Annotated in this window: 22 protein-coding genes and 1 tRNA gene; 8 read left to right on the top strand and 15 right to left on the bottom strand. The window is 67.8% G+C overall.

Annotated elements, in window-relative coordinates:
- The 6 genes from IM708_RS09440 (at window position 1) to IM708_RS09465 (ending at window position 7,975) form a co-directional block, all read left to right on the top strand.
- Window positions 1-1,158: a CCA tRNA nucleotidyltransferase gene (locus IM708_RS09440; RefSeq protein WP_209426270.1), complete on the top strand. Its 1,158-nt coding sequence runs from the start codon at window positions 1-3 to the stop codon at window positions 1,156-1,158.
- A gap of 247 nt (window positions 1,159-1,405) precedes the next feature.
- Window positions 1,406-3,250: an ABC transporter ATP-binding protein gene (locus IM708_RS09445; RefSeq protein WP_209426271.1), complete on the top strand. Its 1,845-nt coding sequence runs from the start codon at window positions 1,406-1,408 to the stop codon at window positions 3,248-3,250.
- Window positions 3,251-3,356: 106 nt separating this feature from the next.
- A complete protein-coding gene (locus IM708_RS09450; protein ID WP_209426272.1) occupies window positions 3,357-5,186 on the top strand; it encodes an ABC transporter ATP-binding protein in 1,830 nt (609 codons plus the stop codon).
- Window positions 5,186-5,614, top strand: coding sequence for a VOC family protein (locus IM708_RS09455; RefSeq protein WP_209426273.1), 429 nt, complete (start codon window positions 5,186-5,188; stop codon window positions 5,612-5,614). The genes IM708_RS09450 and IM708_RS09455 overlap by 1 nt, the downstream gene beginning before the upstream one ends.
- Window positions 5,605-6,843, top strand: a complete 1,239-nt coding sequence (locus IM708_RS09460) for a class I SAM-dependent RNA methyltransferase (protein ID WP_209426274.1) — start codon at window positions 5,605-5,607, stop codon at window positions 6,841-6,843. The genes IM708_RS09455 and IM708_RS09460 overlap by 10 nt, the downstream gene beginning before the upstream one ends.
- Window positions 6,844-7,192: 349 nt before the next feature.
- Entirely contained in the window at window positions 7,193-7,975 is a 783-nt protein-coding gene (locus IM708_RS09465; RefSeq protein WP_209426275.1) for an ion transporter, read from the top strand.
- Window positions 7,976-7,993: 18 nt separating this feature from the next.
- Here the strand turns inward: IM708_RS09465 and IM708_RS09470 are convergent, their stop codons facing one another.
- The 6 genes from IM708_RS09470 to IM708_RS09495 form a co-directional block, all read right to left on the bottom strand.
- Window positions 7,994-8,191, bottom strand: coding sequence for a hypothetical protein (locus IM708_RS09470; RefSeq protein ID WP_209426276.1), 198 nt, complete (start codon window positions 8,189-8,191; stop codon window positions 7,994-7,996).
- Window positions 8,163-9,233 (bottom strand): hypothetical protein, encoded by a 1,071-nt coding sequence (locus IM708_RS09475; RefSeq protein WP_209426277.1) that lies wholly within the window; start codon window positions 9,231-9,233, stop codon window positions 8,163-8,165. The genes IM708_RS09470 and IM708_RS09475 overlap by 29 nt, the downstream gene beginning before the upstream one ends.
- Window positions 9,234-9,454: 221 nt before the next feature.
- Complete coding sequence (locus IM708_RS09480) at window positions 9,455-10,222, bottom strand: ABC transporter permease (RefSeq protein WP_209426278.1); 768 nt, start codon at window positions 10,220-10,222, stop codon at window positions 9,455-9,457.
- Window positions 10,219-11,007: an ABC transporter ATP-binding protein gene (locus IM708_RS09485; RefSeq protein ID WP_209426279.1), complete on the bottom strand. Its 789-nt coding sequence runs from the start codon at window positions 11,005-11,007 to the stop codon at window positions 10,219-10,221. Before IM708_RS09485 ends, IM708_RS09480 begins: the two co-directional genes overlap by 4 nt.
- A 90-nt stretch (window positions 11,008-11,097) precedes the next feature.
- On the bottom strand, window positions 11,098-12,105 hold the full coding sequence (locus IM708_RS09490) for an ABC transporter substrate-binding protein (RefSeq protein ID WP_348524958.1): 1,008 nt from the start codon (window positions 12,103-12,105) through the stop codon (window positions 11,098-11,100).
- 202 nt (window positions 12,106-12,307) lie between these two features.
- The gene (locus IM708_RS09495; RefSeq protein WP_209426280.1) at window positions 12,308-13,159 is read right to left on the bottom strand and encodes an N-formylglutamate amidohydrolase; all 852 of its coding nucleotides are present in this window, start codon (window positions 13,157-13,159) and stop codon (window positions 12,308-12,310) included.
- A gap of 121 nt (window positions 13,160-13,280) precedes the next feature.
- Between IM708_RS09495 and IM708_RS09500 the strand changes: the two genes are divergently transcribed.
- Together IM708_RS09500 and ykgO are read left to right on the top strand one after the other, a co-directional pair.
- A tRNA-Val gene (locus tag IM708_RS09500) sits at window positions 13,281-13,355 on the top strand.
- 137 nt (window positions 13,356-13,492) lie between these two features.
- Window positions 13,493-13,618, top strand: coding sequence for a type B 50S ribosomal protein L36 (gene ykgO / locus IM708_RS09505; protein ID WP_071479794.1), 126 nt, complete (start codon window positions 13,493-13,495; stop codon window positions 13,616-13,618).
- A gap of 166 nt (window positions 13,619-13,784) precedes the next feature.
- Here ykgO and IM708_RS09510 read toward each other — a convergent pair whose 3' ends face one another.
- From IM708_RS09510 to IM708_RS09550, 9 genes are all read right to left on the bottom strand, one after another.
- Window positions 13,785-15,431: a peptidoglycan-binding protein gene (locus IM708_RS09510; RefSeq protein WP_209426281.1), complete on the bottom strand. Its 1,647-nt coding sequence runs from the start codon at window positions 15,429-15,431 to the stop codon at window positions 13,785-13,787.
- A gap of 25 nt (window positions 15,432-15,456) precedes the next feature.
- The gene (locus tag IM708_RS09515; protein ID WP_209426282.1) at window positions 15,457-16,677 is read right to left on the bottom strand and encodes a phenylacetate--CoA ligase family protein; all 1,221 of its coding nucleotides are present in this window, start codon (window positions 16,675-16,677) and stop codon (window positions 15,457-15,459) included.
- A 49-nt stretch (window positions 16,678-16,726) separates the two neighbouring features.
- Entirely contained in the window at window positions 16,727-17,551 is an 825-nt protein-coding gene (locus tag IM708_RS09520) for an ABC transporter ATP-binding protein (protein ID WP_209426283.1), read from the bottom strand.
- A gap of 72 nt (window positions 17,552-17,623) precedes the next feature.
- Window positions 17,624-18,928 carry an ABC transporter substrate-binding protein gene (locus IM708_RS09525; RefSeq protein WP_245243100.1) on the bottom strand — a complete coding sequence of 435 codons (1,305 nt, stop codon included), beginning with the start codon at window positions 18,926-18,928 and terminating at the stop codon, window positions 17,624-17,626.
- A 55-nt stretch (window positions 18,929-18,983) separates the two neighbouring features.
- Window positions 18,984-20,060: a branched-chain amino acid ABC transporter permease gene (locus tag IM708_RS09530; protein ID WP_209426284.1), complete on the bottom strand. Its 1,077-nt coding sequence runs from the start codon at window positions 20,058-20,060 to the stop codon at window positions 18,984-18,986.
- A 4-nt stretch (window positions 20,061-20,064) separates the two neighbouring features.
- Complete coding sequence (locus tag IM708_RS09535) at window positions 20,065-21,051, bottom strand: branched-chain amino acid ABC transporter permease (RefSeq protein ID WP_209426285.1); 987 nt, start codon at window positions 21,049-21,051, stop codon at window positions 20,065-20,067.
- 38 nt (window positions 21,052-21,089) lie between these two features.
- Window positions 21,090-21,911 (bottom strand): ABC transporter ATP-binding protein, encoded by an 822-nt coding sequence (locus IM708_RS09540; protein WP_209426286.1) that lies wholly within the window; start codon window positions 21,909-21,911, stop codon window positions 21,090-21,092.
- A 3-nt stretch (window positions 21,912-21,914) separates the two neighbouring features.
- On the bottom strand, window positions 21,915-22,172 hold the full coding sequence (locus IM708_RS09545; protein ID WP_209426287.1) for a hypothetical protein: 258 nt from the start codon (window positions 22,170-22,172) through the stop codon (window positions 21,915-21,917).
- On the bottom strand, window positions 22,169-24,139 hold the full coding sequence (locus IM708_RS09550; RefSeq protein ID WP_209426288.1) for an AMP-binding protein: 1,971 nt from the start codon (window positions 24,137-24,139) through the stop codon (window positions 22,169-22,171). Before IM708_RS09550 ends, IM708_RS09545 begins: the two co-directional genes overlap by 4 nt.
- Window positions 24,140-24,196 lie beyond the last annotated feature (57 nt).

Consider the following 24,196-nt stretch of genomic DNA (forward strand, 5'->3'; position numbering starts at 1 on the left):
ATGAAGGTATCGGGCGACTGGCTGACGTGCGCCGGCACGCAGGCGGTGCTGGGGATGCTGGCGCGCGCCGGCTACCAGGCGTTCTGCGTCGGCGGCTGCGTGCGCAACGCGCTTCTGGGCGCGCCGGTCACCGATGTCGACATCGCCACCAACGCCCTGCCCGCGACCGTGCTTCACATGGCCGGCCTGGCGGGGCTGAAGGCGGTGCCGACGGGCTATGCCCATGGCACGGTCACCATCGTCGTCGATGGCACCGGCTACGAGGTCACCACCTTCCGCCACGATGTCGAGACCTTCGGGCGTCACGCGCGCGTGGCCTTCGCCACCGATCTGGCACAGGACGCGGCGCGGCGCGACTTCACCATGAACGCGCTCTATGCCCGCGCCGACGGCACGGTGGTGGACCCGCTGGGCGGGCTGGCCGACCTGCAGGCGCGCCGCATCCGCTTCGTCGGCGACCCGCACGCCCGCATCGCCGAGGATTGCCTGCGCATCCTGCGCTTCTTTCGCTTTCACGCCCAGTACGGTGATCCCGAAGGCGGCCTCGACCCGCAGGCGCTGGCGGCTTGTGCGGCGCATGTCGACATGCTGGCCGGACTGTCGCGCGAGCGCGTCGGCGCCGAGATGCGCAAGCTTCTGGCCGCGCCCGACCCCGCGCCCGCCGTCGCCGCGATGGAGGTGATCGGCGTGCTGGCGGCGCTGCTGCCGGGGGCCGCGGCCGGTCCGCTGTCCCGGCTGATCGCGCTGGAAGGGGGTGCGCCCGGCGACTGGCTGCGAAGGTTGGCCACGCTGGGCGGGCCGGACCCGTCGCAGGCGCTGCGCCTGTCGCGGGCCGAGGCGCGCGACCTCGCGCGCTTGCACGCAGCGATCCAAGGCGACGATCGCCCGGCGGCACTGGGCTACCGTCTGGGCCGCGCCCTGGGGACCGACGCGCTGCTGGCCCGCGCCGCCACCCAGGGGACGCCGCTGCCCGACGGATGGCGCGCCGACCTCGACCGCGGTGCCGCATCGGTCTTTCCCCTGCGCCCCGCCGACCTGACGCCGGCGCTGTCCGGCCCCCCCCTGGGCGCCGCGCTCAAGCGCGCCGAGGCGCATTGGATCGCGCAGGACTTCGCCCCCGACCGCGCGGCGCTGCGGGCGCTGGTGCTGGGCGACTGACGCCCCCCACCCGCCGCAGACCAAACCTTTAGAAATGGTTGCGATCACGACTTTAATCTTTGTTTTTCTGAGGCTTGACCTTCGGTCCGCTAGCGGACCGCTCCTTGTGCCGCCCTTTCGGCGCCCGTCAAAGGGGCCCAGGCACCCCGACACCGGCCTGATCCCGGGGCCGGACGACGCGCGCCTCCTTTGCATTCAGCGCGGCAAGGGCTAAGTTCCACGGCACCCGTTCAGGACCGCGCCCCCCGTGCTCAAGTTCTTCGAAAACCTTGTCGACCCCTATGTGGTCTACACCGAAAGCGACCGGCCGCCGCAACGGCTCTGGCCGTTCCTGCGCCAGTACATGGGGCCGTTCCGCCGGGTCTTCATCGCCGCCGCCGTCATGTCGGTCATCGTCGCCTTCATCGAGGTGGGTCTGCTGTGGTACCTGGGTCGCGTCGTCGACCTGCTGGAAACGACCGGCGCGGCGGGCTTCTGGGCGGCGCACGGCTGGGAACTGGCGCTGGCGGCGCTTTTCATCCTGCTGGTGCGCCCGGTGCTGCAGATGCTGGACGTGGGGCTGATCAACAACGCCATCCTGCCCAACTTCGGCACCATCATCCGCTGGCGCGCGCATCGGCAGGTGCTGCGCCAGTCGGTCGGCTGGTTCGAGAACGACTTCGCCGGGCGCATCGCCAACCGGATCATGCAGACCCCGCCGGCGGCCGGCGAGGCGGTCTTTCAGGTCTTCGACGCGCTCAGCTTTTCGATCGCTTATATCCTGGGCGCGGCGATCCTGCTGATGGGCGCCGACCCGCGGCTGGTGATCCCGCTGCTGGTCTGGCTCGCGCTCTATGTCGGGCTGGTGCGCTGGACGATCCGGCACGTGACCCCGGCCTCGCAGGCGGCGGCCGACGCGCGCTCGGCGGTGACCGGGCGGGTGGTCGACGCCTACACGAACATCCACGCCGTCAAGCTTTTCGCCCACCACGCGCGCGAGGTGGACTACGCGAGGGAAGCGATCGAACACGCCCGCCACACCTTCCAGAAGGAAATGCGGATCTTCACGATCATGGATGTCGGGCTGTCGATCATCAACGGCTTCCTGATCGTCGCGGTGGTCGGCTGGGCGGTGTGGCTGTGGTCCGCGGGCTCGGCCTCGCTGGGGGTGGTGGCCGCGGCCGCGGCGCTGGTCCTGCGGCTGAACGCGATGACCGGCTGGATCATGTGGGCGGTGTCCAGCTTCTTTCGCAACCTCGGCGTCGTCGCCGAGGGGATGGAGACCATCGCCCAGCCGATCACCCTTATCGACGCGGCGGATGCGAAACCCCTGGAGTTCACCGAGGGGCGGATCGAGTTGCAGGGCGTGACGCATCACTACGGGCGGCCATCCGGCGGGCTGCAGGACCTGTCGATGACGGTGGAGCCGGGCGAGAAGCTGGGTATCGTCGGCCGCTCCGGCGCGGGCAAGTCGACGCTGGTGAAGCTGCTTCTGCGTTTCTACGACCCCGAGCGCGGGCGCATCCTGATCGACGGGCAGGACGTGACGCGCGTGACGCAGGACAGCCTGCGCGCGCGGATCGGCATGGTCCAGCAGGACACCGCGCTGCTGCATCGCTCCGTCCGCGAGAACATCCTCTACGGTCGGCCGGACGCGACCGAAGCCGAGATGATCGCCGCCGCAGAACGGGCCGAGGCGCATGAATTCATCGCCGGCCTTGCCGATGCCGAGGGCAATCCGGGCTACGACGCCCGTGTCGGCGAGCGCGGCGTGAAGCTGTCCGGTGGGCAGCGGCAGCGCATCGCGCTCGCGCGCGTGATCCTGAAGGATGCGCCGATCCTGGTGCTGGACGAAGCTACGAGCGCGCTCGATTCCGAGGTCGAGGCCGCCATCCAGGAGACGCTTTACGGCGTGATGGAGGGCAAGACCGTGATCGCCATCGCCCACCGGCTGTCGACCATCGCCCGGATGGACCGGATCGTGGTGCTGGACGACGGCCGCATCGTCGAGGAAGGCACCCATGCGGAACTGCTGGATCGCGGCGCGCTTTACGCGCGGTTCTGGGCGCGGCAGTCGGGCGGCTTCATCGGGATCGAGGAGGCGGCGGAGTGAGCGGTCGGCTTTTGCGGCAGGTCGGCAGGGGGGCGCTGCCCCCCTCTTGGCTGCGCCAATTCACCCCCCGGGATATTTCCGGACATATGAAGAAGGGCGCGCGGGCATGAAACTGGCCGATCTGATCGACCCGTTCCAGCCGGCGCCGGGGCCGCCGCCCGCGACGCTGTGGCGGTTCATTCACTGGGGGCTGTCGGGCGCCTGGCCGGTCTTGCTGTCGGCCGCCGCGATCTCGGCGCTGGCGGGCGTGATGGAGGTGCTCTCGGCGCTGATCCTGGGCGCGGTGATCGATGCCGCGCTCGAGTCCGGCCCCGGCGCCTTCTTCGCCGAGAACTGGCTGCTGCTGGCGGGTTTCGCGGCTTTCTTCATCGTGCTGCGGCCGCTGGCCTTTGGCGCCTCCTCGGCGGCGAACACGATCGTGGTGCAGCCGAACGTGAACGTGCTGGTGCAGGCGCGGCTCAACCGTTGGACGCTGGGCCAGCCGGTGACCTTTTTCGACAACGACTTCGCCGGCCGGATCGCGCAGAAACAAGTGCAGACGGCGCGCGCGCTGACCGATGTGGCGAACGAGTCGATCAACACCGTGGCCTTTGCGCTGGCCTCGATCATCGGCTCGGTCGTGCTGTTGGTCACGATAGATCTGCGTATGGCGGTGGTGCTGGCAGTGTGGATGATCGGGTACTTCGTCCTTATCCGGCATTTCCTGCCGAATGTACGTGCCAAGTCGGGGGCGCGGGCCGGGGCGCGGGCGATGGTCTCGGGTCAGGTCGTCGACACGATCACCAACATCAAGACCGTCAAGCTGTTCGCCCATTCAGAACATGAAGACCGCGCCGCGCTGAATGCGATGGACGTCTTCCGCGACCGCTCGATCGACTTCGGCCAGGTGCAGGCGGCGTTCCGCTTCTGGCTGATGACGGTTGCGGGGATTCTGCCGGTGCTGCTGATCGGCGGCACCGCTTGGCTCTGGACGCTGGGCCAGGCCAGCCCCGGCGACATCGCCGCCGCCGGCGCCATCGCCATCCGTATCGCACAGATGACCGGCTGGGTCAGCTTCGTGCTGATGACGATCTACGGCAACCTGGGCGAGGTCGAGAACGGGATGAAGACGCTGACGGCGCGACCCACCTTCGTCGACGCGCCCGATGCCGTGGACCTGGGGGCGATCACCGGGGCCGTCCGCTACGAGAACGTGGACTTTGCCTATGGCCGGCAGGCGGGCGGCGTCGAACGGATCAACCTCGACATCCGGCCGGGCGAAAAGATCGGCATCGTCGGAGCCTCGGGCGCGGGCAAGTCGACGCTGGTGGCCCTGCTGCTGCGGCTCTACGACGTCGAAGCCGGGCGCGTGCTGGTCGAGGGGCAGGACGTGCGCCGCCTGACACAGGAAAGCCTGCGCCGGCAGATCGGCATGGTCACGCAGGAAACCGCGATGTTCAACCGCTCGGCCTTCGACAACATCCGCTACGGGCGCCCCGACGCCAGCCGCGCCGAGGTCGAGGCGGCGGCGCGCGCGGCGCAGGCGCATGACTTCATCGCCGATCTGCGCGACCACATGGGGCGTGCGGGCTATGACGCGCACCTGGGCGAGCGCGGTGTCCGGCTGTCGGGCGGACAGCGGCAGCGGATCGCACTGGCCCGCGCCTTCCTGAAGGATGCGCCGATCCTGGTGCTGGACGAGGCGACGAGCGCGCTCGATTCCGAAGTCGAGGCGCAGGTGCAGGAGGCGCTGGAGCATCTGATGCGCGGCAAGACGGTTCTGGCGATCGCGCATCGGCTGTCGACCATCTCCAGCATGGACCGCATCATCGTCCTGGAGGCCGGGCGCATCGTCGAGGAAGGCACGCATGACGACCTGCTGGCACAGGGGGGTGTCTATGCGCGGTTCTGGACCCGCCAGTCGGGCGGGTTCATCGGGGTCGAGGAGGCGGTCTGATGGACCTGGAAACCGTCAGCCCGGCGGATTTCGGACGCAGCCTGCGGGGGCTGGGGCTGAACCTGCTGTGCCGCAATCTGCGCAAGATGGCAGCGTTTCTGGAGGCGGTCTTCGGCCTGACGATCCATCGGCTGAGCGACGATTTCGCGCTGGTCCGCCACGGCGAAACGCTGATCCAGTTGCACCGTGATGCAACCTTTGCCCGCCACCCGCTGCACGGGCTATTGCCCGAAGAGCCCCCGCGCGGGGCCGGGGCGCAGGTCTATCTTTTCGGCATCGACCCGGATGCGGCCTGCGGGCGCGCCGAAACCGCCGGCGGGCTGGTGATCGAACCGCCTGCCGACAAACCCCACGGGCTGCGCGAGGCCACGATCCTGTCGCCCGAGGGTTACGCCTTCAGCCCGGCGGTACCGGCGCCATGCAGCTGACCGTCGAACGGCTGGGCCATCGCGGCGATGGCGTGGCGGAAGGCGTCTTCGTCGCCCGCACCCTGCCCGGCGAGGTGGTCGAGGGCGAGGTCGAAGCGGGGCGGATCGCGCAGCCGCGAATCCTGCAGCCCTCGCCCGACCGTGTCGCCGCACCTTGCCGGCACTACCGCGCCTGCGGCGGGTGTGCGCTGCAGCACGCGTCGGACGGGTTCGTGGCAGGTTGGAAACGGCAGGTCGTCGAGGCGGCCCTTGCCGCACAGGGGGTGTCAGCGTCCTTTCGGCCGATCCAGACATCGCCCCGATCCAGCCGTCGGCGCGCCACCCTTGCCGGCCGACGGCTGAAATCGGGGGCGCTGGTCGGCTTTCACGCGCGCGGGTCGGACACGCTGACGGCGATCCCCGACTGCCTGCTGCTGGTCCCGGCGCTGATGGCGGCGCTGCCGGGGCTGGCGGGACTGGTCGCCACCGGCGCCTCGCGCAAGGGCGAGATGGCTTTGACCGTCACCGCCGTCGAGCAGGGCGTGGATGTCACCGTGAGCGGCGGCAAGCCGCTGGATGCCGACCTGCGCAGGGCGCTGCCGCAGCTTGCCGCGATGCAACGGCTTGCCCGCCTGACCTGGGAGGGCGAGGCGGTCTACCAGCCGCAACCGCCGACGCTGCCGATGGGGCGCGCCCGCGTCACCCCGCCGCCCGGCGCCTTCCTGCAGGCGACGGCCGAGGGCGAGGCCGCGCTGCGCGCAAGGGTGGCCGAAGCGCTGACCGGGGCGCGGCGCGTCGCCGATCTGTTCTCCGGCTGCGGCACCTTTGCGCTGCCGCTGGCCGAGGGGGCCGAGGTGCACGCGGTCGAAGGCGACGCCGCGATGCTGGACGCTCTGGACGCCGGCTGGCGCGGCGCGCCGGGCTTGAGGCGGGTCACGACCGAGGCCCGCGACCTGTTCCGCCGCCCGCTTCTGGCCGACGAGCTGGCGCGTTTCGACGGGCTGGTCATCGACCCGCCCCGCGCCGGCGCAGAGGCGCAGGCGCGCGCGATCGTCGCCGCCGGCCGCGCTGCGCCGGCGGTCATCGCCGCGGTCTCCTGCAACCCGGTGACCTTTGCCCGGGACGCCCGCATCCTGACCGGGGCAGGCTACCGGATCGATTGGGTGCAGGTGGTGGATCAGTTCCGCTGGTCGCCGCATGTGGAGCTTGTGGCGCGCCTGAGCCGCGACGCCGGTCATGCGGCGGTGTAGGCCGCGGGGGCGGGCAGCAGCCTCGGCTGGCGCCTGCGCCGGGCGAAGGAGGCGATCAGGGTGGGGTGCTCAAATTTGAGCACTTCGGCAAGTCATTGATAGACATAACGAAAGGCTTGTCGTTAACCGCAATGAAACTTCTGGCGCATGCACCGCCCCCCGGCGTCACGCGGTGGACATCAGCCGGTGACATGACTGGATCAGGTCATGGGGAGCGCGTGACGAGCCGGTCGGTCCACGCAAAAGCGCAGCCAAGCGGGAACTTGCGGCGCGCGGCCGAAGCCGCCATATGGCGCGGGATGGAAGGCCCGTTACCGTCCGGCCCAGGCAAGACAAGGAACGACACGGCATGACCAACCGCGAACGAGTAGCCCGCTTTCTGGACCAGGCCTGGGTGCGCCAGGGGATCATCGGCGTGATCCTCTTCAATGCCGTGCTGCTCGGCATGGAAACCTCGTACGCGATCATGGACACCGCCGGTCCACTGATCATCGCGCTCGATACCGCGTGCCTGACCGTCTTCGTCATCGAGATCGCGCTGAAGCTCTATTCCCAGCGGTTGAGTTTCTTCCGCAACGGCTGGAACATCTTCGACTTCGTGATCGTCGGCATCTCGCTGGTGCCCGGCGCGCAGACCTTCAGTGTTCTGCGCGCGCTGCGCATTCTGCGCCTGCTGCGCGTGATCTCGGTCTCGCCGTCGCTGCGCCGGGTGGTCGAGGGGTTCGTCCGCGCGCTGCCGGGGATGGGGTCGGTCTTCTTGCTGATGGGGATGCTGTTCTACATCGGCGCGGTGATGGCCACCAAGCTTTTCCAGGACAGCTTTCCCGACTGGTTCGGCGACCTTGGCAACTCGGCCTATTCGCTGTTCCAGATCATGACGCTGGAGTCCTGGTCGATGGGCATCGTCCGCCCGGTGATGGAGGTCTATCCCTACGCCTGGGCGTTCTTCGTGCCTTTCATCATGGTCACGACCTTCGCGGTGGTGAACCTGCTGGTCGGCCTAATCGTGAACTCGATGCAGGACGCCCATGCGGTGGAATCGAACGCCGCCACCGACGCCTACCGCGACGAGGTTCTCAAACGCCTCGAGGCGATCGAACAGCGGCTGCAGGCGCGCGAACGCGTCGATTGAGGGACTGCGCGCGGGCGCCTAGCCCGATGCCCGCACCCAGCGTCCGTTCTGGCAGCGCAGCACGCCGATCTGCGTCCCATGCGGAACGACCCGCCCCTGATAGGTGCAGGACGCCTGCTGCTGCGCCACTGCGGCCGCTGGGCCGAAGCCGGACACAAGCACGCAGAACACCCCGGCGAACAGGAACTTAACCGGCATCGGCATCCGTATGACCATTGTTGATTCCGCTTTGTTGTGGCGGCTCGGGTGGCGCCGACGGCGCAACCCCGGCCGGAAAGATCGCGAAGGAAAAGCGCAGCCGGCCATTCTCGATCGACGAGGCCTCTGCCATCAGGCTCGCGTGCAACTCGTTCGGCAGACCCAGCTTCGCCTCGCGCGCGCGGGCGATGTCGATCAGCTTCAGCGGCTCGCCCCGGCAATGGTTGATCGGCAGGGTTTCCCGAACGAAGACGGTGACCGGCAGTTCGATCATCGCGCCGTCCGGCGTTTCCTGCCAGAGTTGCAGGAACTTGCGCGAAAGGTCGCTGCCATTGCAGGCGGCGGCGTTCCAGACGACGTTGCCGCCCTCGCCGATCTGCAGTCTGACCGGCATGTTCGAAGGCACGAGGTTGGCCCGCAACTCGGGATAGAGGAAGGACAACGATTGCGCGATGAAGCCCGACCAGATCTCGGCAACCAGGGTGTCGTCGGCGGGGCGGCTTTCCAGAACCTCGGTGATGAACCGCCCGCGAGCGCCGTCCAGCGTGTTGGGGCGGGCGAAAGGGCCTTCGAGGTTGAAGAGCATCTGCCGCAGCTGCCCGGAGGCCGGATCGGTCGGCGACAGGTTCGCCAGCGCCGTGATCAGCGCCGGGTCGCTGACGCGAAAGAACCCGCGATCCCGCAACAGGGCACGCGTCAGCACCGCGTGAATGTCGAGCTGGCTGTCGAGGATCGTCGGTATGGTTTCCAGCGGGATCGAATCCGGCTGGTGGAAGTCCCGCGCCTGAAGGATCGCGTGCGTCTCGCGCGCGTCGGCGACGAGGGCCGCGTCGATTACCCGGCCAAGGGCCTCTTCCCGCGCGGCGACCACCAGTTTCGGCTTCAGGCCGTCCATTTCCAGCTGAAAGCCTTGGCCGGCGCCCAGCAGCATCCAGACCAATGAAAGCGCCAGGACAACGGTGCCGACCACGGTGATCGCGTGCTGCGCCACCGTCTTCGCGCTGCCGTCGGCACGGCCCTTAGCGGCTTTCTGATCCTTTTCGGCGGCAGGTACAGGCATGGCAGACCTCTCTTTTCCGGTCCGCGAATGGCCATGCGACGGTCGCCGACGCAAAGCCCAGCCGCGACCCGTAAACAAAAATCAAATGAAAATGCCCGCGCGGCCCACCCTGCCTCTGCCACGCAAGTCGTTAACGTTATTGTCCCTCACGACCCTTGGTGAGTCAATGAATTTCCTGCAAACTCCGGTTGTGCGGCGCGGGGGTGCAGATCACTGCGGTGTCAGGTGGGGCTACGCTCGGCCCAGCCGGCGAAGATGCGTTCCAGCGCGACGACGATGTAGTAGAGGAAGATCCCGAGTACGGCGAGCGCGATGAGGACCGCGAACATCAGCGGGAAGTCGGAATTGATCTGCGCCGACTGGAAGAGGTGGCCCAGCCCACGGCCGTGGGGGGTAATGATCTCCACCAGGTTGGTGCCGATGAAGGCCAGCGTCACCGCGACCTTCAGCGCGCCGAAGAATTCGGGCAGGGTCTTCGGCAACGCGATCTTCCAGAAGACGGTGAAGCGCGAGGCGCCGAGCGAGCGCAGGATGTCGCGGTATTCGGGCTCCAGCGTGGAAAGCCCGATGGCGACCGAGACGGCGATGGGAAAGAACGAGATCAGGAAGGCGATCAGGATCGTGTTGAAATCGTGCTGGCCGACGAACATCAGCGCCACCACCGGCACCACGGTGGCCTTGGGGATCGCGTTGAATCCCACCAGGATCGGATAGAGCGCGTCGTTCATGATCCGGCTGAGGCCCATGACCATGCCGATCAAGGTGCCGAAGACCACCGCCAGCAGCAGCCCCGCGATGGTGCGCCACAGCGTCTGCCAGCCGTAGATCCAGAACAGCTCCTGAAACCGGACGTAGGCCGGCCACAGGTCCGAGGGTGCGGCCATCTTGAACTTCGGCCAGCCCATGTACCAGACCAGCGCTTCCCAGGCGAGCAGCAGCACCGCCATGGCGATCAGCGGCACCAGCACTTTTTGCCAGGTGATGTTCATGCCTCCACCTCTGCCCGGCCCTGGGCGATCTGGATCTGCTTGCGCAGCACCGCCAGCCGTTCGACGGATTCGGGCGTGTAGATCATTTCCAGCGGCCGCGGCCCGGGCAGATCGATGTCCATGACGTATTGTGTCGTCGCCGGGCGGCCCGACAGCACCACGACCTGATCGCCCAGGTAGACGCTTTCGCGCAGGTCGTGCGTGATCAGCACCGCCGTCACCGGCTCCTTCACGCGCAACTCGTGCATGGTCTGCCACAGATCCTCGCGGGTGAAGGCGTCGAGCGCGCCGAAGGGCTCGTCCAGGATCAGCACGTCGGGCTTGTGCACCAGCGACCGACAGAGCGAGGCGCGCTGGCGCATCCCGCCCGACAGTTCCGACGGGCGCTTGTTCTCGTTCCCCTCCAGACCGACGAGGGCCAGAAGTTCGCGCGCGCGCGCCTCCTTCTCGCGCCTAGGCATGCGCGGGGCGACGATCTCCAGCGGCAGGATCACGTTCTGCAGGATCGTGCGCCATTCCAGCAGCACCGGGTTCTGGAACGCCATGCCGACGGTCTTGCGCGGGCTCGTCACCCGTTCGCCATGCAGCCAGACCTCGCCCTCGTCGGGAAACATCAGCCCCGCGATCAGCCGCGTCAGCGTCGATTTCCCGCAGCCCGAGGGGCCGACGACGGCGCAAAAGCTGCCCTCGGGGATCACGATGTCCAGATCGCGCAGCACCGGAAACGGGCCGCGCTTGGTCTTGTAGGCGTGCGTCACGCCCTTGATCTCGATCAGGTTGCCCAAGCCGAGCCGTCCTTCATCCTGCCGGTACTGCGCGGTTCCGGGACCGGCCCCGCAAGGGCCGGACCCGTCCGGACCGCGCCGTGCGCCGCCTCATTCCATCGTCAGGCTGCCGTCGTCGGGCAGATAGGCGTCGGTGAAGTAGCGCGACGCATCGGGTTCGGTCTGGAACTCGTAGGTCATCGCGATCTGCTCGAGCGAGAGCGCGAAGCGGTCCGCATCGATGTTGCCCAGCCCGTTCTCGCGTACCCAGTCGGTCAGGATGTTGTCGCGCAGCGCGATCTCCAACCGTTCCAGTTCCAGTTCGGAATCAAGCGCCGGGTTGCGCTCGGCGAGGGCGGCGATGCCGGCCTCGGGGTCCGCAACGGTATCGCGCAGCCCGTGCGCGACCGCGCGCAGGAAACCGGTCACCGCCTCGGGGTTCGCCTCGGCGAAATCGGTGTTCACGATGATCGCGTTGCCGTAAAGCGCCAGCCCGTAGTCCGCCATCAGCATGACCGAGATGTCGTCGGGGTCGATCCCCAGCCGGACCGTGTTCAGGTAGCTTGTGAAGCTGAAGCCGGTGACGGCGTCGACCTCACCCGCGGCCAGCATCGGCTCGCGCGTCGGAAAGCCCACGGGCTCGACCGTGATCGCGTCGACATCCAGTTCCTGTTCGGCGGCGAAGATCGGGAACTGCGCCCAGGCACCATCGGGCGGCGGCGCGCCCAGTCGGCGCCCCTCCAGATCCGACGGCTCGCTCACCCCCAGGCTGCGGCGCCCGACGATGGCGAAGGCGGGCTTGTCGTAGAGGATCATGATCGCGGTGACTGGCGCGTCGGGGTTCTGGTCGATGAACTTGATCAGGCTTGCCATGTCGGCAAAGCCCACCGGAAACGCGCCCGTCGCCACCTTCGGGATCGCGTCGAGCGAGCCCTGACCCGCGGCCACCTCGACGCTGAGTTCCTCGTCGTCGAAATGGCCGTTGTCGATGGCCAGGAAGTAGGGTGCCGCCGGCCCCTCGAACCGCCAGTCGAGCGCGAAAGGCATGTTGGTCTGCGCCGAGGCGGGCAGGGCAAGCGCGGCGCATATCAGGCCGGCAGTCAGGACGGATCTGGTCACGGGGAACGCTCCTTGTTGGACATGAGGGTCTTGATACCCTGTTTTGCGTCGGTTGCAGGCGGCATCGAAGGCGCCGAATGCCCGCGGCCCCTGATGCTGAAAAGACGGGCAGCGGCGTGCACGAATGCTATTCGTTTCACCGGCCAATGCAACACGAAGGATGCGGCCGTCGACCGCCGGCGCGCGGTGCCGGGCGCGCGACTCACTCTGCGGCGAGTCCGCGCTGCGCCGGGGCGTGACCAAGCGCGGCGATATCGGCGACGATGCCGCGCATTAGCGTCTGGAACGCCGCGAAGCCGGCGCCGGGTTCGATTCGCATCTCGTCGAGGTAGAGCGCGCGGTCTAGCTCGATCTGTATGGCGTGCATGCCCATCGACGGTCGGCCATAGTGCTGCGCGACATAGGCGCCGGCAAAGGGCGCGTTGCGCATGACCTTCAAGCCGGCGTTGCGAAAAACCGCCTCGATCTGGTCCAGGACGCCGGGCGCACAGGCCGCGCCGTAGCGATCGCCAAGCACCACCTCCGGCCGGCCGGCATGGGCGCAGATCGCCTCGTGCGGCATCGAATGCATGTCGCACAGCACCACCTGCCCGAAGCGCGCGCGCTGGCGCTGCAGAAGCGCGTCCAGCGCCTGGTGATAGGGCCGCCAGTAGCGCGCGATGCGCGCCTCGGCCTCGGCCCGGGTCAGCCGGCCGCGATAGATCGGCCGACCGTTCGCCACCACGCGCGCGATCACCCCCAGCCCCGACGCGACCCGCGGATTGAGCGCGCCGCGCGCCACGCCTTCGATCAGCGCATGATCGAACTCGTCCTCGCCGCGGTTGAAATCGACATAGGCGCGCGGCACCTCGGTGGTGACCAGCGGCGCGCCGAAGGCCGGCGCATCGGCGACCAGCAGATCGACGAAGGCATCCTCGGACGAACGCAGCGTGCGCGCATCCACTTGCGCCCGCGCCAGCAGGTCGGACGGATAGAGACGCCCGCTGTGCGGCGAGGCGAAGACGACGTGGCTGGTCGTCTCGACCGGCTCGATGACCTGCACCGCAAGGGGCATGCGGACCTCCATGATCGCCTACTATGGCCCAGGATCGGGAATGCGGAAACCCCTTGAACATGGTCCCGACTCCTTTTATAGACCCGGTCGCTGTCCGGGCGCGGTGCCGCCGCTCCGGTCAGGGCGCGTAGCTCAGCGGTAGAGCACTACGTTGACATCGTAGGGGTCACAAGTTCGAACCTTGTCGCGCCCACCATCGCTCCGTCGGAGCGTTGTTTGCGCTCCGCGAGGGGCAGCCATCCGCCTCCCTCCAAGGGGGCACCGAGTTCGCCGCGCCCCGGACGGGGCGCATTGGTTTCAAGGCGCGCCGGCGCCGCGAAGAGGAGAAGGCCGATGAAGGTCAGAAATTCGCTGCGTTCGCTGAAGCAGCGCCACCGCGACTGCCAGATCGTGCGTCGCAAGGGTCGCGTCTACGTGATCAACAAGACCCAGAAGAAGTTCAAGGCCCGCCAGGGCTGAGGCCTCGGACCGTTTCAGACCGAACCGCCGCAGGCAACTGCGGCGGTTTTTCGTTGCGCGCCCGCCGGTGCGCCCCTGTCGTGTTCCCCGCCAATGCAGCGCGCGCGGGCGGAACGGGGCGGGTGGGTGGGCGTTCCGTCCGCGCGCGCCTGTCACGACCTCGGCGTCAATCCATCCCCGGCAGGATCGCCCCCATCAACAGGCGCGACACCACCTGCTCGGTCACGTAGCCGGTCACCGGCAGGTCGTTCGACCGCTGATAGCGGCGAATCGCCCGCCGCGTGTCGGCGTCGAACTCGCCATCGACCAGGCCCGGATCGTGGCCCAGGGCGTCCAGCCGCCGCTCGATCAGGTTCCGCATCATCCGCGGCAGTCCCAGCGCCTCCTCGTTGGCGCGCGCGATGGCCTCGGCGTCCGGGTCGGGGCGCCCGGGACGACCGGGCCGCCCGGTCAGCGCGTCCAGCCGATCGCGCGCCGCCTCGACGAAGGCGCCCTGTGGAAACGCCTCCAGGTAGCGCCGGTAGGCCCCCGGGCTGTCGGCGTCGCTTGCCGCGTCCCAGGCCGCGCGATCGCGCGCCTGCGCGGCGGCCTGGCGCTCGCCTTCGATCCCAGCCAGGCGGTCGCGCGCGATGGTCGCGAACAGGCCGTCGGGAAAACGGTCCAGATAGGCGCGCAGCCCGGCCTCGTCCGCGCCCGCGCCGGTGTCGCGCCAGTAAGCACGGTCCTGGCGGTCGATCTCGACCTGCCGCTCGCGCGCCTCGGCTTCCAGTTCGGCCGCGCGCCGGGCCGACTGCGCCGCCAGGCGAAAGATCTGGTCGCGGTCCAGATAGCCGGTATCCGCGTATTCGTTGGCGCGCTGCCAGTTGCGTATGGCGCCGCGCGTGCCCGGACCGAAGATGCCGTCGATCCCGCGGGTGTCGCGCCCCAGAAGCGTCAGATCGCGCTGGATCGCCCGCCGCTCGTCCCGGCTGAGACCAAGCGCCGCCTCGATCCGCTCGGGCGCGTTCTCCTGCGCCTCCAGCGCGGCGCGGGCGCGGGCGGCGAACCGGCCCTCGGGCTGGTTTTCCAGAAAGGCGATCAGCGCCTCCTCGGTGCCCTCGGCTTCAGCGGCTTCCCAGGCACGGCGCTCGGCGTCCTCGCCAGGGCTGAAATCCGCGGGCAGGAAGGGCAGATGCGCCGGCAGGAACCCCTCGGCTCGCAACGCCCGGCCTTGCGCCAGCGCGGCCTCGACCCGCGTGCCGGGCTGGCCGACCGCGCGCAGGAAGCCCGCGATCTGCCCCGCCGGCCCGCGCACCAAGGTCACCCCCTGCGGCACCTCGATAGCGGCGGGCAGGCCACCGATCAGTCCCTGCCCCGGATCGCCCGGAAACGTGCTCTCCGCCAGCGCGACGATGGCCCCGCCGGGCCGCGCGCCCGCCAGCGCCAGCACCGTGCCCAGCCGCAGGCCGACGCCATCCGCCCGCACCGGCGACAGCGCCGCCGCCTCGGTCCCCAGAAGCCAGGCGCGCGCGCCCGCATGCACGAAATGCCCGGCCAGCACGATCACGACGCGGGGGTTTTCGTTGTCGCGCAGATCCGCCTCCAACGCCGCCAGGGCATCGCGCAGCCCTGTGGTCGTGGCGTCGCGGGTGACGGATACGGCGAAGCCCGCGCTTTCCAGACGCGCCGCCGCCTCCTCGGCCAGATCGCCGATCCCGCGGACCGGCCGCAACTCGGCGTGGTCCTCGTTGGCAAGGATCAGGGCCAGGCCCGCCGCCGTCGCCGGCAAGGCCCCGCCCAGGAACAGAACAATGGCAACAATCGCACGCAGCATACCAACCCTCCCGTTGCGGGCGGGGTCAGTCGTAGCTGCGCAGATCCTCGATCACCTTGCCGTCGTTCGGCAGGGTGCCGGGAGGCACCAGTTCGACCTTGCCCCGCAGCTTGAGCGTATCAAGCAGCGTGCCCTCGTACAATTTGGGATTGGCCGCGCGCGTCTCGATCTGCACGGTCATCACGTCCATTTCACCTTCGCGGGTGGCGACGACGCGTGCGCGGCTGACTTCCTCGTGCCGCGACACGAAGGCCGCGACCTGTTCGGGGCGCACGAACATGCCCTTGATCTTGGTCGTCTGGTCGGCGCGGCCCATCCAGCCCTTGATGCGCAGGTTGCTGCGCCCGCAGGGGCTGGTGCCGGCCAGCACCGCCGACAGATCGCCAGTGGCGAAGCGGATCAGCGGATAGTCGGGGTTAAGGCTGGTCACCACGACCTCGCCGACCTCGCCCTCGGGGACCGGATCGCCGGTGCCGGGGCGCACGATCTCGACCAGGACGCCCTCGTCGACGATCATGCCCTCCATCGCCTCGGACTCGTAGGCGATGTTGCCCAGATCGGCGGTCGCGTAGCATTGCCGGCAGGTGATCCCGCGGTCGGCGTATTCGGCACGCAGGGATGGAAAGAGCGCGCCGCCGCCGACCGCCGCCTTCGCGATCTTCAGCGCGACGCCCATCGTGTCGGCCTTGTCCAGCAGGACCTTCAGGAAATCCGGCGTGCCGGCATAGGCGGTGGTGCCGATATCGGCCGCGGCGCGCACCTGCAGTTCGGTCTGCCCGGTGCCGGCCGGCAGGACCGCGGCACCGACGGCGCGCGCGCCATTCTCGAACATCATGCCGGCGGGGACCAGGTGGTAGGAAAAGCAGTTCTGCACGATGTCGCCCGCGCCAATCCCCAGCGCATGCAGGAAACGGCCCATGCGCCACCAGTCATGCCCGGTGCGCCCCGGCTCGTAGATCGGGCCGGGCGACTGGAAGATGTGCTCGAAGCCCGCGGCCGCAAGCGCGGCATAGCCGCCGAAGGGCGCGTCGGTCGCCTGCGCGCCGGTCAGGTCCGACTTGCGCAGGACCGGCAGGCGCGCCAGCGCGGCGGTATCGACGACCGCCGCGGCATCGATCCCGGCCAGTGTCGCGGCGTAGCCCGGCAGCCGCTGCGCGCGGGCGAACTGCTCGGGCAGCGCCTGCGCCAGGTCGGCGGCCCGCTGATCGGCCGATCGGGTCTCCAGCGCGTCGAAATGCTTGCTCATCTGATCCCGCGGATTCTCCCGCGCTCCTGTTGCGACCTCGGCCATCAGTTCAGGCCAGCCACCGTTTGCGGCGCCGGTAGCTGCGCACGTCACGGAAGCTCTTGCGGCCCTTGTCGGACATGCCCAGGTAGAATTCCTTCACGTCCGGGTTCTCGCGAAGCGCCTCGGCGGTGCCCTCCATCACCACGCGGCCGTTTTCCAGGATGTAGCCGGTATGCGCATAGCGCAGCGCGACGTTGGTGTTCTGCTCGGCCAGAAGGAAGGTCACGCCCTGTTCTCGGTTGAGCCGCTGCACGATCTCGAAGATCTGCTCGACCAGCTGCGGCGCCAGACCCATCGAGGGCTCATCGAGCAGGATGGTCTCGGGGCGCGACATCAGCGCCCGGCCGATCGCCGTCATCTGCTGCTCGCCGCCCGAGGTATAGCCGGCCTGCGAGCGGCGACGCTCCTTCAGGCGGGGGAAGTATTCGTAGACCATCTCCAGGTCCCGCATTGTCGCGGCGCGGCCGTCGGCGCGGGTATAGGCGCCGGTCAGCAGGTTCTCCTCGACCGAGAGATGCTCGAAACAGTGCCGTCCCTCCATCACCTGGATGATGCCGGTCTTGACCAAGCCCGCCGGGTCGGCGTTGGCCAGGTTCTTGCCGCGATAAATGATCGACCCCTTCGTGATCTCGCCGCGTTCGGAGGCCAGCAGGCCCGAGATCGACTTGAGCGTCGTCGACTTGCCCGCGCCGTTGCCCCCCAGCAGCGCCGTGATCGCGCCCTTGGGCACGCTCAGGCTGACGCCCTTCAGCACCAGGATGACGTGGTTGTAGATCACCTCGATGTTGTTGACCTGCAATAGCGTCTCGGTCTTGGTGGGGTGGTCGAACATGACGCGAAGTCCCTGCGATGGATGGGTCGGGATGCGGGCGCGGCCGGGGCCGCGCCCGCCCTTGGTCTCGGATCAGCCGCCCGAACGCTCCAGGCACTGCGGTTCGATGTTGTTCTCGGCGGCGTAGGCCAGCGAGTCCTCCATCACCATTTCCATGATCAGGTCGCGATTCGGCGCGATCCAGTCGGTGATCAGGCTCCAGGTGCCGCTTTCCGCGTCCCACTGCTGGATCATCGCCTCGCCGGTGCCGCCGTGGTTCTGGCAGGTGACCTCGAAAGCCGGACCGAAGCCAGGCAGGCCCAGTTCCTCCATCAGCTCTTCGGTGATGACCAGGTTGGCCATGCCGTCACGCATCATCGCCGGAGTGATCTCCTCCACGCCGTGGATCTCCTGCGCCTTCTTCGCGGCTTCGACCGCCAGCATCGAGGCATACATGCCGCGCGAATAGAGCACGGTGCCGACCTCGTCGCCGGTGCCGGCCGCCAGGCCGCGGTCGATCACGTATTCCTGGATGTCGTCATAGATCGGGTAATCGCGCCCGGTCCCGTGCATCGCCAGCGACTTGTAGCCATGCGCGCCGGCACCCGCCGGGCGCACGTCCTGCTCGGACCCCGACCACCAGACGCCGATGAAGTTCTCCATCGGGAAGCGGATGTTGGCGGCCTCCTGGATGGCGACGGCGTTCATCACGCCCCAGCCCCACATGGTCACGTAGTCCGGCCGTTCGCGGCGGATCTGCAGCCACTGGTTGCCCTGCTCCTGACCCGGGCTGTCGACGCCGATGGTGATCAGCTCGTATCCGTGATGCTCGGCCAGGCGCGTCAGCGTCGGGATCGGTTCGCGCCCGTAGGCCGAGTTGTGGTAGAGCAGAACGATCTTCTTGCCTTCGAGCGAGCCGTCGTTTTCCTCCAGCAGGTAGTTGATGATCACGCTGGCGCCGTCCCAGTAGGTGCCGGGATAGTTGAAGGTCCAGTTGAACACCTCGCCATTCACCGCCGAGGTGCGGCCGTAGCCCATCGTGTGCATCGGCACCTGGTCTTCCATCGTGCGCGGGATCAGCTGGTAGGTGATCCCGGTCGACAGCGGCTGGATGACCAGCGGGCTGTCGCCGCGGATACCCTGATAGCATTCCACGCCGCGCTCGGTGTTGTAGGCGGTTTCGCATTCGGTCATGCGGATCGGAACCCCGCCGATGCCGCCGTCGCGTTCGTTGATCAGCGTCAGGTAGTCCTGGTAGCCGTCGGCAAAGGCCATCCCGTTCGGGCCGAAGGGGCCGGTGCGGTAATTCAGCATCGGGAAATGCAGCGACTGGGCGACAGCCGGGGCCGCTGCGGTCATGGTGACCGCAAGAACCGCGGCCATTCGGGTCATGTTCATCATTTTTCCTCCCATGGACGTTGATGAATGATTGGCAATCAGGCGGCCCGCCCCGTCAGTGCGGGAAGGGCCAGAGGCGCAGCTTCTCCTTGATCGTGCGCCAGAGCGCGGTCAGCCCGTGCGGCTCCATCACCAGAAACAGGATGATCAGCGCGCCGATGATCATGATTTCCAGGTGCGCGGCGACATCGGTGGGCCAGCCCAGGTTGTTGACCAGCAGGATCTTCAGCAGGACCGGCCCGACGACCAGCAGGAACGCGCCCAGGAACGACCCCAGGATCGAGCCCAGCCCGCCGATGATGACCATGAAGAGCACGAGGAACGACTTGTCGATGCCGAAGGATTCGCCGGCCTCGGCCGCGCCCAGATAGACGGTGAAGAACAGCGCGCCCGAGATGCCGACTAGGAAGGACGACACGGCGAAAGCCGACAGCTTCGCCCTCAGCGGGTTCACCCCGATGATCTCGGCGGCGATGTCCATGTCGCGGATCGCCATCCACTGCCGCCCCAGCGTGCCGCGCGTGAGGTTGCGCGCGAGCCAGGCGCTGGCGATCAGGAACACCGCGCAGAGCAGATAGCCCGACACCGCTGTCGCCGAGGCCCCGGTCACCGGATAGCCGAACAGCTCCCGCGTCGGCATCGAGATCATGCCGGTGGGCGAGTAGTTGAAGAACCACGGCGTGCGCGTATAGAGCCAGATCAGGAAGAACTGCGCCGCCAGCGTCGCCACCGCCAGATAGAACCCCTTGATCCGGAGTGACGGCAACCCGAAGGCCACGCCGACCCCCGCCGTCACCACGCCCGCCAGGATGATCACGAAGATGATGTTCAGCGACGGAAAGGCCGTGGTCAGCTTGAAGGCGGCATAGGCGCCGGTGGCCATGAAGGCCCCGGTGCCCAGGCTCAACTGCCCGCAATAGCCGATCAGGATGTTCAGCCCCAGCGCCGCGATCGTGTAGATCAGGAAGGGGATGACGATCGCGTTCGCCCAGTAGTCGTTGATGAAGAACGGCACCACCCCCAGCGCGAATATCACCGCCAGGTAATAGGCCAGCCGGTCACCCCTGAGCGGGAAGGTCTGGTTGTCGGCGGCGTAGCTTGTCTTGAAGTCGCCGGCTTCGCGGTAAATCATGGTCTCAGACCCTCTCGATGATCTTTTCGCCAAAGAGGCCCTGCGGCCGGAACAGCAGGAACGCCAGCGCCAGCATGTAGGCGAACCAGTTCTCCGTCGCGCCGCCGACGATGGGCTGCATGAAGAAGTCGAAGAGCTTCTCGCCCACGCCGATGATCAGCCCGCCGACGATCGCCCCGGGGATCGATGTGAACCCACCCAGGATCAGCACCGGCAGTGCCTTCAGCGCGATCAGCGAGAGCGAGAACTGCACCCCCGATTTCGCGCCCCACATCATCCCGGCGACCAGCGCAACGATCCCCGCCAGCGACCAGACCAGCACCCAGATGAAGCGCAGGCTAATGCCGACGCTGAGCGCCGCCTGGTGGTCGTCGGCCACCGCGCGCAGCGCCCGGCCCTGCTTTGTGTACTGCGAGAACAGCACCAGCGAGATGACCAGCAGGCTCGCGATCAGCGCCGCCCAGATCTCCAGCCGGTCCATGTAGAAGCCGTAGCCAAACCAGGCGAAGGTCAGGTCGTCCACCGGGCCGGACATGCCCTGCGGCAGGCCCACGTCCAGCCGCTTGACCTCGGCCCCCCACATGATGTCGCCGAAGCCTTCCAGGAAATATGCCAGCCCGATGGTGGCCATGAACAGGATGATCGGCTCCTGGTTGACCAGGTGGCGGAAGATGAAGCGCTCCACCGCCCAGGCGAAGATGACCATCACCACGACCGTGCCGGCGATCGCCACCACCGTCGGCAGGGTCCAGCCGAAATGGTGCATCCGCGTGCCGAAGATCGCGTTGATCAGGTGCGAGAAGGGGATCTGCCCGGTCTGCAACCCGACCAGCGTCAGGGCCGCGAACAGCGCCATCACCCCCTGGCTGAAGTTAAAGATGCCGCTGGCCTTGAAGATCAGCACGAAGCCCAGCGCGACCAGCGCATACATCACCCCCGCCGTGAGGCCGTTCAGCGCGGCCTCCATCGCGAACAGCAGCGTGTCAGGCATGCCCGCCCCCTATCGATTCATGTCTCATCGCCGCGCGCTCAGTCATGGGCGACCCCCAGATAGGCCTTGATGACCTCTTCATTGTTGCGCACCTCCTCGGGGGTGCCGTCGCCGATCTTCTGGCCGTAATCCATCACCACGACGCGGTCGGAAAGGTCCATGACCACGCCCATGTCGTGCTCGATCAGCGCGATCGTCGTGCCGAACTCGTCGTTGACGTCCAGGATGAAGCGGCTCATGTCCTCCTTCTCCTCGACGTTCATGCCGGCCATCGGCTCGTCGAGCAGCAGGATCGACGGCTCGGCGGCCAGCGCGCGCGCCAGTTCCACACGCTTCTTCAGCCCGTAAGGCAGCCGCCGCACCGGCGTCTTCCGGATATGCTGGATTTCCAGGAAGTCGATGACCTTCTCGACCTTCTCGCGGTTCTCGGCCTCCTCGCGGGCGGCCGGGCCCCACCACAGCGCCTGGCTCAGGAACCCCGATCTCATGTGGTTCAGCCGGCCGGTCATGATGTTGTCGAGGACAGACATCCCCTCGAACAGCGCGATGTTCTGGAAGGTGCGCGCGATGCCCTGCTGGGCGACCTGATAGGGGCGCATGCGCGGGCGGCGCTGGCCCTTGTACCAGACTTCGCCCTCCTGCGGGTGGTAGAAGCCCGAGATGACGTTGAGCATGGACGATTTGCCGGCGCCGTTGGGGCCGATGATGGCGCGGATCTCGCCCTCGCGGATATCGAAGCTGATGTCCTTGATCGCCACCACGCCGCCGAAGCGCAGGGTGATGTTCTTCATTTCCATCAGCACGCCGCCGATCTGGCGGCCATCGGCGGTGACGTAGCCCTCGGACCGGGCGTCGAGCATCGCTCAGATCCTCCCCACTAGGCCGACCAGCAGCCCGTAGGCGACGATCGAGCCGATGATGTAATGCAGTTTCGACAGCGGCAGGCCGGGCCAGAGCCGCTGCAGCGCGAGGATGCCGAAGGCGCCGCTGATCGCCCCGCTGATCGCGGGCTTGAGGAATTCGGGGAAGAAGCGGATAATCGCGAAGGACAGCACCAGCCCGGCCACCGCCAGCGCCCCGGCGGCGACATACTGGTTGCGGCTGATCGGGACGGGAGTCATTCCGCCGCCATCTTCCGCGCCGCCTGCCGCACCTTCGCGTCGCGCAGCTCCAGCGTCGCGGTGATCTTGCCCTTGCGGCCGTCCTCGTAGGTGACTTCGGTCTCGGTGTAGATCTCGGACTTGCCGGAATAGAGCGCGTCGATCAGGTCGGCGAACTTCTCCTCGATGATGCGGCGGCGGACCTTGCGGGTGCGCGTCAGTTCGCCGTCGTCGGCGTCCAGTTCCTTGTGCAGCACCAGGAAGCGATGCACCTGGCAGCCCGACAGCATCGTGTCCTCGGCGATCGAGGCGTTGGTCTCCTCGACATGCTCCTGGATCATCGCCAGCACCTTCGGATGCCCGGCCAGTTCCTGATAGCTGGAATAGGCGATGTTGTTGCGCTCGGCCCAGTTGCCCACCGCCGTCAGATCGATGTTGATGAACGCCACGCAGCGGTCCCGGCCATTGCCAAAGACCACGGCCTCCAGGATGTTGGGATAGAATTTCAACTTGTTCTCGACGTATTTCGGCGCAAACAGGCTTCCATCCGCCATTTTTCCGACATCCTTGGCGCGGTCGATGATGCGCAGATGCCCGGTGCCCTCCTCGAAGAAGCCGGCGTCGCCGGTGGCCACCCAGCCCTCGGCATCCTTGGTCGACGCGGTCGATTCGGCGTTCTTGTAGTAGGACACGAACACGCCCGGAGAGCGGTAGAAGACCTCGCCATTGTCGGCGATCTTCACCTCCACCCCCGGCGACGGCACGCCGACGGTGTCCGAGCGCACCTCGCCATCGGGCTGCTGGGTGATGAAGACGCTGGCCTCGGTCTGGCCGTAAAGCTGCTTGAGGTTGATGCCGAGGCTGCGGAAGAAATCGAAGATCTCGGGCCCGATCGCCTCGCCGGCGGTATAGGCCACGCGGATCTGGCTCAGCCCCAGCGTGTTCTTCAGCGGCCCGTAGACCAGCACGTTGCCCAGCGCGTATTTCGCCCGGTCCGCCGCGCTGACCGGCTTGTCGTCCAGGATCGCCGGGCCGACCCTGCGCGCGTGCTCCATGTAGTTCTTGAACAGCCGCAGCTTCAGCTTGCTCGCATCCTCCATGCGGATCATCACCTGCGTCAGCATGGTCTCGAAGATGCGCGGTGGGGCGAAGAAATAGGTCGGCCCGATCTCGCGCAGGTCGGTCATCATGGTGGCGTCGGATTCGGGGCAGTTCACGCAGAACCCGGCCCAGTAGGCCTGCCCGATGGCGAAGATGAAATCGCCCACCCAGGCCATCGGCAGATAGGCCAGGATCTCGTCGCTCTGCCGCAGCCCGTCGAACTCGGCCGAGGCCTTCGAGGTCTCGATGATGTTGCGGTTGGACAGCACCACGCCCTTGGGCTTGCCGGTCGTGCCGCTGGTATAGAGCATGACGCAGGTATGATCGTAGGTCAGTTCCGCCGTGCGCTTGGTGACCTCGGCCTCGAAACGCTGGTGGCCCGCGCGCCCCTCGGCCTGCACGTCCATCAGCCAGTTCATGTGGGTGTGGTCGTATTTGCGCATGCCGCGCTTGTCGAGGTAGACGATCTCCTCGATGCACTTGACGGTTTCCTGCACCTCCAGGACCTTGTCGACCTGCTCCTGGTCACCGCAGACGACGAAGCGCGCGCCGCAATGCTCCAGCACATAGGCCATCTCGTCGGCCGCCGCGTCCTGATAGAGCGGCACCGGGACCGCGCCCGCCGACTGCGCCGCGACCATCGACCAGTAAAGCGCCGGGCGGTTGCGGCCGATGATGGCGACGTAATCCCCGCGGTTCATGCCCAGCGCCAGGAACCCCATTGCCATGGCGCGGACTTCCTCCTCGACCTGCTTCCAGGTCCAGCTCTGCCAGATGCCGAATTCCTTTTCGCGGTAGGCGGTCGCGGATGCGTAGCGCGTCGCGTTGCGCGCCAGCAGCGCGGGCACCGACTGCAGGGCCGTCTCGGTCGCGGTCGAACTCACCATGTCCCTCCTCCCGAACGGGGCGGGCACCTCCTCCTGCGCCCGCCCCTTCGCTGGGCC

Origin of the sequence: Pararhodobacter sp. SW119, from assembly GCF_017811755.1 — a bacterium.
Classification (GTDB): domain Bacteria; phylum Pseudomonadota; class Alphaproteobacteria; order Rhodobacterales; family Rhodobacteraceae; genus Pararhodobacter.

Excerpts from the sequence above, each read along its gene's own strand:
- IM708_RS09465 (WP_209426275.1), top strand. The coding sequence starts at position 7,193 with ATGACCAACCGCGAACGAGTAGCCCGCTTTCTGGACCAGGCCTGGGTG.
- IM708_RS09520 (WP_209426283.1), bottom strand. The coding sequence starts at position 17,551 with ATGTTCGACCACCCCACCAAGACCGAGACGCTATTGCAGGTCAACAAC.
- IM708_RS09450 (WP_209426272.1), top strand. The coding sequence starts at position 3,357 with ATGAAACTGGCCGATCTGATCGACCCGTTCCAGCCGGCGCCGGGGCCG.
- IM708_RS09510 (WP_209426281.1), bottom strand. The coding sequence starts at position 15,431 with ATGCTGCGTGCGATTGTTGCCATTGTTCTGTTCCTGGGCGGGGCCTTG.
- IM708_RS09475 (WP_209426277.1), bottom strand. The coding sequence starts at position 9,233 with ATGCCTGTACCTGCCGCCGAAAAGGATCAGAAAGCCGCTAAGGGCCGT.
- IM708_RS09470 (WP_209426276.1), bottom strand. The coding sequence starts at position 8,191 with ATGGTCATACGGATGCCGATGCCGGTTAAGTTCCTGTTCGCCGGGGTG.
- IM708_RS09480 (WP_209426278.1), bottom strand. The coding sequence starts at position 10,222 with ATGAACATCACCTGGCAAAAAGTGCTGGTGCCGCTGATCGCCATGGCG.
- IM708_RS09495 (WP_209426280.1), bottom strand. The coding sequence starts at position 13,159 with ATGCCCCTTGCGGTGCAGGTCATCGAGCCGGTCGAGACGACCAGCCAC.
- ykgO (WP_071479794.1), top strand. The coding sequence starts at position 13,493 with ATGAAGGTCAGAAATTCGCTGCGTTCGCTGAAGCAGCGCCACCGCGAC.
- IM708_RS09530 (WP_209426284.1), bottom strand. The coding sequence starts at position 20,060 with ATGATTTACCGCGAAGCCGGCGACTTCAAGACAAGCTACGCCGCCGAC.
- IM708_RS09515 (WP_209426282.1), bottom strand. The coding sequence starts at position 16,677 with ATGAGCAAGCATTTCGACGCGCTGGAGACCCGATCGGCCGATCAGCGG.
- IM708_RS09540 (WP_209426286.1), bottom strand. The coding sequence starts at position 21,911 with ATGCTCGACGCCCGGTCCGAGGGCTACGTCACCGCCGATGGCCGCCAG.
- IM708_RS09535 (WP_209426285.1), bottom strand. The coding sequence starts at position 21,051 with ATGCCTGACACGCTGCTGTTCGCGATGGAGGCCGCGCTGAACGGCCTC.
- IM708_RS09440 (WP_209426270.1), top strand. The coding sequence starts at position 1 with ATGAAGGTATCGGGCGACTGGCTGACGTGCGCCGGCACGCAGGCGGTG.
- IM708_RS09525 (WP_245243100.1), bottom strand. The coding sequence starts at position 18,928 with ATGAACATGACCCGAATGGCCGCGGTTCTTGCGGTCACCATGACCGCA.
- IM708_RS09455 (WP_209426273.1), top strand. The coding sequence starts at position 5,186 with ATGGACCTGGAAACCGTCAGCCCGGCGGATTTCGGACGCAGCCTGCGG.
- IM708_RS09550 (WP_209426288.1), bottom strand. The coding sequence starts at position 24,139 with ATGGTGAGTTCGACCGCGACCGAGACGGCCCTGCAGTCGGTGCCCGCG.
- IM708_RS09545 (WP_209426287.1), bottom strand. The coding sequence starts at position 22,172 with ATGACTCCCGTCCCGATCAGCCGCAACCAGTATGTCGCCGCCGGGGCG.
- IM708_RS09460 (WP_209426274.1), top strand. The coding sequence starts at position 5,605 with ATGCAGCTGACCGTCGAACGGCTGGGCCATCGCGGCGATGGCGTGGCG.